Here is a 13,465-nt window from a genome sequence, read left to right as displayed (position 1 = left end):
ATCAGATATTTAAAAATTAGTATTTAACCGTTACTTTTTACTTATTGCAGCGTTTATATGTATAAAAGGAGATGATCAACATGTTCAAATCAATAAAAATCTTTGCTGTAGTGCTACTTCTCACGCTGGCGGCCATACCGGCCACTCTGGCTGCCGAGAACCATTCCAATGCCACCGAAGTTTCGGTTAGCGGCACCCACCAGGAAGAAATATCCCCCGATATTGCCTACATCAATCTGGGTACAGTGACAGAAGCCGAAACAATCGCTGCCGCCCAAACCAAAAATGCCGATGTTATGACAAAACTGCACCGCCAGCTTGAAAACCTGGGAATCAAACCTGAATACATAACTACGGCACATTATACTGTAACGCCGTTATACAAAAATGACGACAACGGTCGTCGCCTTCCAAGCATTCGAGGCTACCAGGTTATCAATAACATTACAATAACTACCTCACCAGATCAAACCGGTGAAATTATTGATACTGCCTTGGCCAACGGAGCAGACCAAGTCAATAGCATCCGGTTTGGCAAACGCGCCGAAACCGACGTTAAAAATGCCGCTTTGGCTCAAGCCGTCCGTGATGCCATGAGTAAAGCTGACGCCATTGCCGTTGCGTTAAACAAGCGTGTAGTTAAAGTCAAGGCCGTCAATGAAAATAGCGTCAACCTTCAGTCGCCGGAAGTATCAAACCGACTTTATGCTAAAAGCTCCTTATCCGATGCTGTACCAACAACTCCCATCTCACCAGGACTGGTCTTGTTAACGGCTCATGTCCAGGTAGTAGTAGAGCTTGAATAATCTAAGTCAGCCTTAGAACAAGCTAAAAAAAAATAAGGGGCAGGATCATCCTGCCCCTTCAGACTGAAAAAGTTTACGGCCCGAAGATTGCCACGTCGCTCCGCTCCTCGCAATGACAGTAAAACCAAGGGGTCATCGCGAGCGAAGCGTGGCGATCTTTCTCATTAAGCTATTTGTTTATTAATGTTTAAAATGCCGCATACCGGTAAATACCATGGCTATGCCATACTCATCAGCGGCTTTAATTGAATCTTCGTCGTTAACCGATCCACCTGGCTGAATAATGGCTGTGATGCCAGCCTTAGCTGCGGCTTGCACGGTGTCTGAAAACGGAAAGAAAGCGTCAGATGCCAAAACAGCCCCTTTAGCATTGTCGCCGGCCTGGGCCAACGCAATACCGGCAGCACCTACCCGGTTCATCTGTCCGGCGCCTACACCGAGCGTTCTATTGCCGTTAGCAATAACAATGGCATTAGATTTAACATGTTTAACCACTTTCCAGGCAAATAGCAACTGTTCCCACTCGGCCGCTGTCGGCTGCTGCTTAGTGACAACTTTCATGTTACCTCTGGGCGCCGTTGCCATATCAGCCTGTTGCAGCAGCACGCCGCCGGAAACCGCCTTGACGTCAAAGCGACTGCTATCAGGCTGAGGCAGATTTGCCGTCAACAGGCGAACGTTTTTCTTCTGAGTCAAAATTTCAAGCGCATCTTGGCTAAAAGCCGGTGCAATAATAACTTCGACAAAAATCGCGCTAATAAGCTGCGCGGTAACTTTATCAACTTCGCGGTTTAACCCGATAATGCCGCCAAACGCTGAAACGGGGTCAGCCTGATAAGCTTTATCGTAGGCCTCGGCCAAAGTAGCCCCAATGCCTGTGCCACAAGGATTGGTATGCTTGATAATGGCTGCCGCCGGTTGTTCAAATTCGGCAACAAGCGTATATGCAGCTTCAATATCGACAATATTGTTAAACGACAATTCCTTGCCGCTAAGCTGTTTGGCGTTAGCCACACCCGCACCGGCAAAATGCTGTTCTTGATAGAATGCTGCCGCTTGATGAGGGTTTTCGCCGTAACGAAGATCTTGAACTTTTTCGTAAACTAAATGCAGGGTGTCAGGAAATAGTCCCTGTCCAAGTTGCCCGCTTAAATAGCGGGAAATATAGGCATCATATTCGGCAGTGTGGCTAAATGCTTCTTTCGCTAAAGCCATACGGACATTAAAATCCACTTCGCCGTTACGCGAAAGCTGGGCGATTATTTCTTCATACCGTCGAGGATTAACAACCACTGTCACATATTGGAAGTTTTTAGCCGCAGCCCGAATCATCGCCGGACCGCCAATGTCTATGTTTTCCACGGCATCCTCTAATGTTACGCTTGGTTTGGCCACTGTCTGGCGGAACGGATACAGGTTGACAGCCACTATGTCAATGCCTTTTATATTGTGTTCAGCCATGGCTGCCTGATGTCCGGGATTGTCGCGGATAGCCAAAATACCGCCATGAATATAGGGATTGAGCGTTTTAACCCGCCCATCCATTATCTCTGGAAAACCGGTAACCTCGCTGACATACGTCACCGGGATACCAGCCTCTTTAATGACTTTCATGGTGCCGCCGGTTGAGATAATTTCAATACCAAAATTATGTAAGGCTTGAGCAAATTCCACGATGCCGGTCTTATCAGACACACTCAAGAGTGCACGTTTAATCTTCATTGCAGTCCCTCGCTCTTTTCAATTATATGCACCCGCCGCCCTTCGACAATCAGCCGTTTCTCACAGTATAAAGCGATGGCGCGGGGGTAAAGAATATGTTCAGCATGCAAGATCCGGTCAGACAAAGTCTCAACTGTGTCGTCCTCCTGGACAGGTACGGCCTCTTGCAAGATAATCGGCCCGGTATCCATGCCTTCATCAACAAAGTGGACGGTACAGCCCGAGACTTTGGCACCGTAATTTAGTGCTTGTTGCTGGGCGTTTTCACCGGGGAAGGCTGGAAGCAGCGACGGATGGATATTCATGATTTTGCCGGCAAACCGGTCAATGAAGTACGGACTTAAGATGCGCATAAACCCAGCCAGCACAACCAGCTCGACATGGCGAACATTGAGTTCTTCAGCAACAGCGGCCTCAAAATCCTGCCTACTGACGAACTGACGGCGGTCAATACATACTGCCGGAATGTCAGAGCCAGCCATACGTTTGAGCACATTGGCCTCAGGATTATCGCTGATTACCACACCAACTTTGGCGTCAAGCCTGCCGGCCTCGATGGCGTCAACAATGGCCTGCATATTACTGCCGCGGCCTGAGGCCAACACTCCAATTACCGTCTTGTTCACGGACCAAGCCCTCCCTTACCTAAGCTCCACCTGACAAGCACCTGCCGTTACTTTGCCGATAATATACGATTTCTCGCCACGTGATTCAAGATCGGCCTGCACTGCTGCAACCTGGTCTGCCGGAACTATTAAAATCATGCCAATTCCCATATTAAAAGTACGATACATTTCAAATTTAGCTACACCACCCCAGTCTTTGAGCAAGGCAAAGATCGGGGGTTCAGGCCAGGCGGCAGTATCTACTTCTACGCTGCAGCCTTCAGGCAGCACCCGGGGGATATTGTCATAAAAACCACCACCGGTGATGTGTACCATGCCGTAAATATCAAACTTGTCAATAAGCGGCAGGCACGTTTTAGGATACAGGCGGGTGGGCTCTAAAAGTTCTTCGCCTAGCGTGCGACCAAGTTCAGGAATATAGGTATCAATGCTAAGTTTTTTTACGTCAAAGCAGATTTTTCTCACAAGCGAATAACCGTTAGAGTGGATACCGCTTGACGGCAGACCAATAAGTACGTTGCCCGGCCTGACCTTCTCGCCGGTAATAATTTTATCACGGTCGACAACGCCAACGGAAAATCCGGCGATATCATATTCGCCATCAGGATAAAATCCGGCCATCTCGGCCGTCTCGCCGCCAATAAGCGCACAGCCTGATTCACGGCAGGCCATAGCTACGCCGCTAACAATAGCGGCCACTTTTTCCGGTTCAAGTTTGCCAACAGCAAGATAATCAAGGAAAAACAGCGGTTCAGCGCCCTGCACCAATATATCATTGACACACATGGCCACGGCGTCTTGGCCGATTGTGTCATGCTTGTCAGCCATAAAAGCAATTTTGAGCTTAGTACCTACACCGTCAGTACCGCTCACCAGTACCGGCTCACGGTATTTGCCGGCGTTTAGTGCGAACAAGCCGCCAAAGCCGCCAATGTCGCCCAACACTTCCGGACGGTAGGTGGCGCGAACATGGCGTTTCATAAGTTCAACCGCTTTGTTGCCAGCGTCGATATCTACCCCGGCATCACGGTAAGTTAGCGATTTATCAGTCATGAAAATATCCCCCTGTCCCAAAGGGCAGTCTATTCTTCTTAAAAATCGAAACTGATAAACAATGTCCCATCATCAGTTTCGCCCTGGTTCAAAAACGAATTTATTGCTGGCACAATCCCTTTCGCAAGGCGTCGGTGCCGGATATTCGCAATTGAAGCAGGCATTACACAATGTCTTTTCCGGAATATTGCAAATTGAGGCATGCAGGCCTTCCAATGATAAATAGTGAAGCGAGTCGGCCCCAATAAATTGCCTGATTTCCTCAACTTTCTTTGTAGCCGCAATAAGTTCCTTGCGCGCTGAAGTATCAATGCCATAATAACATGGAAAACCGATAGGCGGCGAACTAACACACATGTGTACGGTCTTGGCCCCGGCATCTTTGAGCATTCGCACGATTTTGCCGCTGGTTGTACCGCGCACAATAGAATCATCAACCATAATGACTGATTTGCCTTTAACCACAGACGCAACGGCATTTAGTTTAATCCTGACACCCATATCGCGTTTTTTCTGTTCAGGCTGGATAAAGGTACGGCCAATATACCGGTTTTTCATCAGCCCTTCCGCAAAGGGAATACCTGATTCATGACTATAGCCTAAAGCGGCGGTGGTTCCTGAGTCAGGCACTGAAATGACAATATCTGCCTTAAATCCACTTTCTCTGGCCAGCGTACGACCCATGTTAAACCTGGCCTGATATACGCTCTGACCGTCAATTACACTATCAGGACGTGCGAAATAAATGTATTCAAAGATACAACCTGCCCGCCGGTCACTCTCAGCAAAACGCCGGGATGTAACCCCGTCTTTACTGATAATCACCATTTCACCCGGGTCAACATCACGTACAAACTCAGCACCAACAGCATCAAGAGCACACGACTCGGACGCCAGTACCCAGCCTTCGCCCAACCGCCCGATACAAAGCGGCCGGAAACCGTGCGGGTCGCGTACGCCAATTAATTTGGTCTCGGTCATAATTACTAGACAATAAGCGCCATGCACGCCTGCCAGACTATCAATAACTTTTTCCTCAATAGTGGCTTGAGAAGAACGGGCAATAAGATTTACAATTACTTCACTATCAATTGAAGTTTGAAATACGCTACCCCTTTGCTCAAGTTTCTCCCTGATCTCATGCGCATTAGTTAAATTACCATTATGAGCCAGGCTTATCTGACCGCCTGAATAGTTAACAAGCAGTGGTTGAGTATTTCTTAAAAGGCTTGAACCAGTTGTCGAATAGCGGACATGACCAATGGCGATATGGGCTGGCATATCAGGCAGGCCGTTTCTAAATACTTCATTGACCAGTCCCATGCCTCGCTGCACGTCCATAACGGTGCCGTCAGTAACGGCAATGCCGGCACTCTCCTGGCCGCGGTGCTGTAACGCATACAAGCCCCAGTAGGTTGCCAGCGCCACATTCTCCTGACTGGCAAAAATACCGAATATGCCGCACTCTTCCCGCCATTTGTCGCTTTGTATATCGTATAACACAAACAGTTCTCCTTTTCTCATCTCCGTTTATCCCCGCCTGGCTAAACCTAACATCTATAACAATTGCTTATACATGTTTAGCCCATGCGGAAGAAAGACATCCCGTTATAACCGGCCTATTGGCCGATGAGGCGTTTCAACACTTCCTGGTAAGCCTCTTCAACATTACCTAAATCACGGCGGAAGCGGTCTTTATCAAGCTTCTGACCAGTCTCACTGTCCCAGAACCGGCAGGTATCAGGCGATATTTCGTCTCCGAGGATAACTTCTCCTTTGTGCACTCCAAACTCAAGCTTAAAGTCAATCAGTTCCAGTTTTTTGTCTTTTAAAAAGCCAGACAAAATTTCATTAATTTTCAAGGCGTATTTTTCCATAGTCTCAACTTGCTCAGGCGTTGCAAGGCCCAATGCTTTAATATGATAGTCATTAATGAGCGGATCGCCCAATTCATCGTTTTTGTAGTAAAATTCAACTACAGTAGTTGGCAGCTTGCGGCCTTCTTCCCAGCCAATACGCTTAGCCAAGCTACCGGCGGCGATATTGCGGACAACAACTTCGACAGGCAGAATATCAAGTTTTTTGACCAGCATCTCCCGGTCGCTTACCATTTTAATGAAATGGTGAGGAATGCCTTTCTCAGCTAGCAGGTTAAAAAAGAACACCGAAATTTTATTATTTAAAATACCCTTATTATCAATAGTACCACGTTTTTCTCCGTTGAAAGCTGTTGCATCATCTTTAAAGTATACTAATAATTCATCAGGATTGTCAGTTGCGAAAATTTGCTTGGCTTTGCCTTCATACAGTGGTTTTTGGGTCATGGTCTTGCAACCTCCTTTAGTAAATTAAATACATTTCTATTATTTCCCGAGCTTTTCAGCCAACCGGGCGGCTTTTTTCTCTACTTCCTGTGCCATGCTTTGACGGTGAGCAACCAGTCTATCTGCCAGACTGTCATTGTGAGCCGCCAGTATCTGAGCAGCGAACAACGCAGCATTTTTAGCACCATTAATGGCCATGGTAGCCACCGGGATTCCTGCCGGCATTTGGACAATACTGAGTAAAGCATCCATACCGCCCAGCGGTGTTGCATTCACTGGAATGCCGATAACAGGCAGCGTGGTAAAGCTGGCTACCACTCCGGGCAGGTGAGCCGCTGCCCCGGCAGCGGCAATGATGACTTTAATGCCACGTTCTTTAGCACTGGCTACAAACTGGTGGACTTTGTCCGGCGTCCGGTGAGCCGAAGCTACCAGTACCTCAGTCTCAATACCGAATTCAGTCAGTTGGTTAACAGCCGGTTCCAGCACCGGCCAGTCAGAATCGCTTCCCATAATAATTGCAACTTTCATGTCATCACCTTTTTTCGTAAAGTAGCGTTCAAATTTTATTCTCAAATTCACTCATTAATTGGCACTGTAACAAAACCCAGATATTTATTCAAATATCTGGGCTTAGTTTCCCCGTTATTCAGCCAGGAATACAAACCGGAGTACCACCAGCACTGCCAGTACATAGACAATCCAGTGCACTTCGCGGCCACGACCTGTAATCAGCTTTAACAGCGGATACATCACGAGACCGGCCGATATACCGTTAGCAATACTATAGGTAAATGGCATGAGGACAATCGTTAAAAATGCCGGCAGGCCTTCTGTAAAGTCGCCAAAATCAATATGGCGGATTGATTCAAGCATTAACGCACCAACAATGATTAATGCCGGAGAAGTTGCAGCATCAGGAATAAGACCGGCCAATGGGGTAAAAAACAATGCCAACAGGAAAAGCACGCCACAAACAATGGCAGTCAAGCCGGTGCGGCCGCCAGCGCCGACACCAGCTGCACTCTCAACATAGGCGGTAATGGTGCTGGTGCCCAGCATTGCGCCCAAACTTACACCGGTAGCGTCTACCAGCATGGCTTTACCGATACCGGGAAACTTACCGTTTTTGTCCATTATACCGGCTTTGGAGGCCGTACCAACCAAAGTGCCCATAGTATCAAAAAGTTCAACAAAAGTGAATGTAAACACAATGGCTACCAGGCCCATATTTAAAGCACCGGCAATATCAAGCGCAAAAAAGGCGTTTTTACTGAAATCGGGCATGGCTATCGGGCTAAAACCGGCAGGAATTTTAACAATACCCATGATTATGCCGATAATAGTTGTAGCAAAAATACCGATTAATATCGAACCCTTAATTTTACGAGCCATTAAAACAGAAATAAATACCAAACCGAATACGGCAAGTAGTACCTCAGGATGCGCAAGTTTGCCCATCTCAATAATAGTTTCAAAACTTAGCGGTGTACCATTACCTTGGGCGGCCACAATTTTCTCTAAAGTGGGCGGAATGAGCGACAAACGAATGCTCATGATACCGGAAAGTTTGAGTCCAATAATGGTAATAAACAGTCCGATACCGACAGTAATAGCATGTTTTAATGAATTAGGCATTCCTTCTACCAGCAATTGACGCACTTGGGTTACAGTAAGCAGAATAAAAATAAGACCGGAAATAAATACCGCACCTAGCGCAACTTGCCAGGAGACCCCCATACCAATAACAACTGTAAAAGCGTAAAAGGCATTGAGTCCCATACCAGGAGCCAAAGCAATCGGATAATTAACAAACAGACCCATCATGATTGTTACCACACCGGCACCAATGGCAGTAGCCAGTAATACAGCATTTTTATCCATACCGGCTGACCCCAAAATACTGGGGTTAACAAACAGTATGTAGGCCATGGTCATGAAAGTAGTAATACCAGCAATTACTTCAGTCTTGACATCTGTCTTTCGGGCACTGAGTCCAAACAATTTTTCCAACATTTTTTATCCCCCTCTACCAAAGTATTTATACTGTGTACCGTCAGACTCCACACCATACGGTACAAATACAAAAACCCTGACAGGGAAATTTTCGCATAAGCTAAATAGAGCGAAACTTCCCCGCCAGGGTTTTTATCCCATCGGTGTAGTGTTAGGCCGGTAACACCTGCGCCACTTGGTCGCAGCCGCAACACACATGGCATTGCGCGGAACCCTAGGCGCACTTTCACTCGTAGTCGGGCGATTTACGGTCGCCTGGTAGAGACGTTTGAGCCATATCCTCAAATATATACGAGCACTATATATTTACCTTATTTATTTTACCAGTAGAGGATAAAATCTGTCAACGAAAAAATCGAACTTTAAATATAAATTCTGCGTTATTGTTCGGAAAACAGTGCTTCCGTACTATTTCAGCAGGGACATTTTGATTTTCACAACAGCTTTTTTGACCTTGCCAGGTTCATTTAGAGCGCAATTAGGGCGGTGCACATCCCAGGGAAAAAATATTGCATACATGCCCTCAGTCATAACCAAATCAGTTTCTTGCCGGACGGTTTTATAAAAGATGACGTCCTTTGCCGTCAGTTCGTCAGACAGCACTTCATTATCAGGCGACAACAAGCTATAGGCGATTAATTCCCGGCCGGAAATGATATACTGAATGTCAAGATATTCAACATGGGCTTCAGCCCGGCGCACCTCACGCGGCTGTGTTTCATACTCATTAACAGCCACATAAATATCTTTGCCTTCAATTTCGTGTTTGCCTGCCGCTAAGGCCGCTAAATCTGTTTTAGCCAAGTAGTTAAGCCCCTTGACTAAGACTTTGTGAAGAATGGGCGCGTCTTTTGCCAAAGTTGAGATGTGTCCAAAAATCATGGTAATTCCTCCCGGTGTTTAGTTGATTACCCGTCTGGCGCCAAGATAACGCGGCTTCCAATAGGGTTCATCCATGCGGCTAATCATTACTCCCCGGCTGGATGAGACGTGAATAAACTTGCCATTGCCGCAATAAATGCCGACATGAGATGCCCCCGGCGCATAAGTGGTGAAAAATACCAAGTCACCCGCCTTAAGGTTAGCCTTGGCAACTTTCTTGCCGGTCATATACTGGTCGTCAGACGTGCGCGGCAGCTTCTTGCCGTGTTTATTATATACATATTTAACAAAACCCGAACAATCAAACCCTTTCGGTGATTCGCCGCCAAACTTGTACGGTGTTTTTAAGTATTTTTCCGCAGTTTTGACAACACTGTCCGGTTCCGGCTGAACCGGCTTTTTCGGCGCGGCGTAACCAGGAATATTTATCAAGACAAGCAAAAAAATCAATAGGCATACGGCATTAATTCTTATTAGTGGCCGCATAGAATACTCACTCCTGATTCAATTTGTATATACTTGTCCATATTTTCGGTAAAAAATTGGTAATCCCTTTAGTTAAATTACAAATTTCACCATTAAATAATCATCGAAATATTCAAAACCTACAGCTTGATATGCTTTTACAGCAGGAATATTATCTTTTCGCGACATCAGAGTAGGAGTTTTACCACTGGCGATGATCCGACGACACAGTTCAGACACCAGTGCTTTACAATAGCCTCGCCCCCTGCTGTCTTCACTAGTGTATACGCCGCCTATTTGCTTAATTCGGCTGGTAATAACCTGAATAGCTGCCTGGGCTCTCGGTTTACCGTCAGTAAGCAAGAAGATGAAATCTTCTCCTGCCGCACGCTCATCAAGCATTTTTGCCGCCATCTCCCGGTTAAAGCGTCGCCGAAAACCTTGCCGGTACGCCTCAACAACAAAATCAATAGCTAATGATCGATCAACCTGTTCAGCATCGGCAATCAGACCATCGCATTGCATAGTATACGGATTAAACTTGTTGTTTACAAAATAATAGCTATCTTCATACGCCAAAACCTTCTTGTGCTGCACCACGGCTTGAAACAGCGGTTCTACTACATACTTCATTCCCGCCACCACCTCAAACTTGCGTTGACGCATTATTTCTGCAAAAGCGTTAACCGCGCCTGACGATTCAAAATGAGGCATGACACTCCCCAGGTTAAAAAACGTCAATACCCCCTTTAACTTACCTTCTTCAAAATATCCGTAATAATCTCCGCACCGGCGGCTGATTTTGTCATTTTCAATACCGAACTTATCCAGATTGCCGCTCAGAAAAGTTGTTGCCATGTGATTTTTTTCTAAATATTGCTTAACAACAGGTACGTCACTATTATTTAATAGCCGGACCACAATAATCAGCCTTCCTTCCCATTGTATCCAATGTCACCGTTGTAAAGTATATTAACCAATATCAGAAGTCCTGTTACCTTTTGTAGTAACAGGACTTTTAAATACCTAACAGCTCATTACCCGAACCGGTATTTCAACAACAGTTCGGCGCGATGTAAAAACATTGTTTTTTTATGGCTTGTTTGGCAAACCTTGGTACGAAGGATAGTACCGGACTATAAGCCTGCGCCACAGTAAAACATCCAAACTTCCGCCGTAATCATGCTACCCGGCTTGCTCATGAAGCACACGTTTTAATATCTTGCCTGTTTGATTTTTGGGTAAAGCATCAATGACGACAAAATCTCGCGGTATTTTATAAGCAGCAATATTGGCCTGAAGGTATTCTCTTATCGCCTTTTTATCCAAGGCATGTCCTTCTGCCAATACTATGTAGGCACGTGCTACCTGGCCGCGAAGTTCGTCAGCAACTCCAATTACGCTTGCCTCGATAATACCAGGAAAAGTATATAATAATTCCTCAATTTCTCGGGGATAGATATTTTCGCCATTTGAAATAATTAGGTCTTTCAGCCTGTCGACAATATAAAAATAACCCTCGGAATCTTGATATGCCAAATCGCCAGTATAAAGCCAACCGTCTTTAATCGCCTGCGAAGTTTTCTGCAGGTAGATTGAAATATCCCTGCATAAACTTATCCGCAAAGTTTTTAGCACATAAATTGTAAGTAGCAATCGTTGTAGCTGATTTATCCATTATATCACCTTTGATCATTCAGAAACCCTGTCTTCGCAAATACGAAAAACAGGGCTTGTTACTAATAATATAGTATTCACTATTTGTTATAGTTTTCCTGCTACATAACTCCCCATTGGCGGCGATATTCAAGATATATTTGGTACTCCCGGTCAGAAAAACCTTGTTCTGCTAGCATTCGCTTAGCTGCTACAGCCTCAACTGCTTCTGAATCGGCATAAATGTAGTCCTTTTTCACTGTAAAAGTAAACCCGGCAGCAGCCAGTACTTCCATCATACCGGCTATCCGTTCAGCCCGGTGTGACAGCACCCTACCGTAATATCTGACATCTTCAGGCCGGGGTTCATTGCCTATCAGACTAGTTTTTGCTTGCCCAATATCTGTAAGATTCAAGATTACCCGTGTTGTATAATTAACCATTATTTAACTCCCAGCCAGTAGTCAACAAATAAGATATTCGAGAGTATATAGCCTAGAGGAACATTGATAACTACACCGATAGCAAAAGCTGCCAGCGGTTTCCAGCCAAACGAAGTAAGTTCCTTAATGCGGGTAGTAAGACCTATGCACAGGAAAGTCCAGGTGAAGGTCCAACCACGCAATGATTTGATCGGCCCAATAACTTCTTTGGTAAATGTAGCACCAAGTTTAGGGTCAAGACAAGCAATAACCAGGGTGGTAAAAATTGATGCGGCAAAAAAACCGATGATAAACTTAGGGAATCGCCGCCAGATCTCACTAGTGCTCACCCGGCTGGCTTCAGCCACATTCTTATTTTCCCAGCGTGTCACCGATAAGAAAGCAACTAATAGGGCCCAGATGCCGACAAACATATCCCGGCCAACTACTTTCATCAACGTAAATGTTTTTACTGCCCGCTCGTCCGCCATAGCCTCGGCTGCCGCAAAGCCAGCCGCATCAGCAAATTCTGATGTGCCAATCCAAGCGCCGGCCGGTCCGGGAGCTAACCCCAGCGACTTAGCCGCAACCGGCAGCAGGAATATCATGGCCACTGCCCAAATTATAACCATAGAGATGGAAATCGAAACATGTTCTTTTTCCGCCCGGCATGCACCACCAATTGCAATTGACGCTGAAACACCGCAGATTGAACCGCCCGCAGCCAAAGTGGCGCCAAACCGGGGATCAAGGCCAAATAGCCGGGTAGCGGCAAAATATATAACGGTAAAAGTTGTGACAGCAACAATGGTCGCTTGCATAACTGCCAGCGGGCCGGCCTGCATTATAACAGTAAACGGCAAAGTAGCGCCCATAAGCACAATGCCTGTTTTTACATAAAACTCGGTTCTTAAACCTGACTGGAACCACTGTGGCAGCTTAACCATGTTACTAATAATCATACCGGTAAGTAGTGCCAATAGCGGCGTTTCCAGTTGCCAATCTTTGATAAATTTATTTGAACCTAATATTGTAACAATTACCGAAAGTATAAATAATACCGAAAAACTTGCCAGATAGTTAGTTGACCGATATCCTAAAATACGGCCGGCACCAGTGAATGCAACAGCAAAAAAACCAAATAGATAGGCAATACCTGCTAAATTATTGGACAAATACCCGACAATTTTGCCGAAATCAGTTGACCAGCCGGGAATGTTAATGGCCATAGTCGAAAGTAGCTTAGCAGAACCATTATAAAACGCAGCTGTGCTGATCAAAATTAGTCCTAATGCAATGATAACGGCCCAATAGTCTTCTTTTTTAAACCATGTGTCAATATGGGTTCTAGTCGCCATTTTTTCACTCCTCTTTACATTAAATATTAATCCTAAAAATAAATTCCTGAACTATCACTTTCCATTCAGCCCTTCAGATAAAAGGGATAAAAATAAAAAGGCCAAGGTCCCCCTTTACGGGAGATATCCTTAGCC

General features: G+C 45.7%; 14 protein-coding genes and 1 riboswitch. Of the genes, 1 reads left to right on the top strand and 13 read right to left on the bottom strand.

Translation table 11 applies throughout. The annotated features are described in order from the left end of the window. Positions 1-80: 80 nt before the first annotated feature. Positions 81-806 carry an SIMPL domain-containing protein gene (locus tag SCACP_RS05430; RefSeq protein ID WP_425060368.1) on the top strand — a complete coding sequence of 242 codons (726 nt, stop codon included), beginning with the start codon at positions 81-83 and terminating at the stop codon, positions 804-806. A 180-nt stretch (positions 807-986) separates the two neighbouring features. On the opposite strand, the gene purH is transcribed toward SCACP_RS05430, so the two are convergent. The 13 genes from purH to SCACP_RS05365 all read right to left on the bottom strand — a co-directional run bounded on the left by purH (position 987) and on the right by SCACP_RS05365 (position 13,330). Next, positions 987-2,528, bottom strand: coding sequence for a bifunctional phosphoribosylaminoimidazolecarboxamide formyltransferase/IMP cyclohydrolase (gene purH, locus SCACP_RS05425; RefSeq protein ID WP_425060367.1), 1,542 nt, complete (start codon positions 2,526-2,528; stop codon positions 987-989). Then, a complete protein-coding gene (gene purN / locus SCACP_RS05420) occupies positions 2,525-3,154 on the bottom strand; it encodes a phosphoribosylglycinamide formyltransferase (RefSeq protein ID WP_425060366.1) in 630 nt (209 codons plus the stop codon). The genes purH and purN overlap by 4 nt, the downstream gene beginning before the upstream one ends. Before the next feature lie 15 nt (positions 3,155-3,169). Next, positions 3,170-4,207: a phosphoribosylformylglycinamidine cyclo-ligase gene (gene purM, locus SCACP_RS05415; protein ID WP_425060365.1), complete on the bottom strand. Its 1,038-nt coding sequence runs from the start codon at positions 4,205-4,207 to the stop codon at positions 3,170-3,172. Between the two features lie 72 nt (positions 4,208-4,279). Continuing rightward, positions 4,280-5,710, bottom strand: a complete 1,431-nt coding sequence (gene purF / locus SCACP_RS05410; protein WP_425060364.1) for an amidophosphoribosyltransferase — start codon at positions 5,708-5,710, stop codon at positions 4,280-4,282. A gap of 116 nt (positions 5,711-5,826) precedes the next feature. Then, a complete protein-coding gene (purC, locus tag SCACP_RS05405; RefSeq protein WP_425060363.1) occupies positions 5,827-6,531 on the bottom strand; it encodes a phosphoribosylaminoimidazolesuccinocarboxamide synthase in 705 nt (234 codons plus the stop codon). Between the two features lie 39 nt (positions 6,532-6,570). Beyond that, positions 6,571-7,062 (bottom strand): 5-(carboxyamino)imidazole ribonucleotide mutase, encoded by a 492-nt coding sequence (gene purE / locus SCACP_RS05400; RefSeq protein WP_425060362.1) that lies wholly within the window; start codon positions 7,060-7,062, stop codon positions 6,571-6,573. A 114-nt stretch (positions 7,063-7,176) separates the two neighbouring features. Beyond that, positions 7,177-8,547: an NCS2 family permease gene (locus tag SCACP_RS05395; protein WP_425060361.1), complete on the bottom strand. Its 1,371-nt coding sequence runs from the start codon at positions 8,545-8,547 to the stop codon at positions 7,177-7,179. 213 nt (positions 8,548-8,760) lie between these two features. Beyond that, a riboswitch (purine riboswitch) is annotated at positions 8,761-8,862 on the bottom strand. Between the two features lie 93 nt (positions 8,863-8,955). Then, positions 8,956-9,429 (bottom strand): YhcH/YjgK/YiaL family protein, encoded by a 474-nt coding sequence (locus SCACP_RS05390; protein ID WP_425060360.1) that lies wholly within the window; start codon positions 9,427-9,429, stop codon positions 8,956-8,958. Between the two features lie 18 nt (positions 9,430-9,447). After that, a complete protein-coding gene (locus SCACP_RS05385) occupies positions 9,448-9,915 on the bottom strand; it encodes a C40 family peptidase (RefSeq protein ID WP_425060359.1) in 468 nt (155 codons plus the stop codon). Positions 9,916-9,987: 72 nt separating this feature from the next. Next, entirely contained in the window at positions 9,988-10,752 is a 765-nt protein-coding gene (locus tag SCACP_RS05380; protein WP_425060358.1) for a GNAT family N-acetyltransferase, read from the bottom strand. 327 nt (positions 10,753-11,079) lie between these two features. Then, a complete protein-coding gene (locus SCACP_RS05375; protein ID WP_425060357.1) occupies positions 11,080-11,532 on the bottom strand; it encodes a class I adenylate-forming enzyme family protein in 453 nt (150 codons plus the stop codon). 140 nt (positions 11,533-11,672) lie between these two features. After that, the gene (locus tag SCACP_RS05370) at positions 11,673-11,993 is read right to left on the bottom strand and encodes a hypothetical protein (RefSeq protein ID WP_425060356.1); all 321 of its coding nucleotides are present in this window, start codon (positions 11,991-11,993) and stop codon (positions 11,673-11,675) included. Next, positions 11,993-13,330, bottom strand: coding sequence for a YeiH family protein (locus SCACP_RS05365; protein WP_425060355.1), 1,338 nt, complete (start codon positions 13,328-13,330; stop codon positions 11,993-11,995). Before SCACP_RS05365 ends, SCACP_RS05370 begins: the two co-directional genes overlap by 1 nt. Between the last annotated feature and the right edge of the window lie 135 nt (positions 13,331-13,465).

It is taken from the genome of Sporomusaceae bacterium ACPt, assembly GCA_041428575.1.
Taxonomy (GTDB): Bacteria; Bacillota; Negativicutes; order Sporomusales; family Sporomusaceae; genus Sporomusa_D; species Sporomusa_D carbonis.
This window is presented reverse-complemented; position numbering and strand designations above follow the sequence as displayed.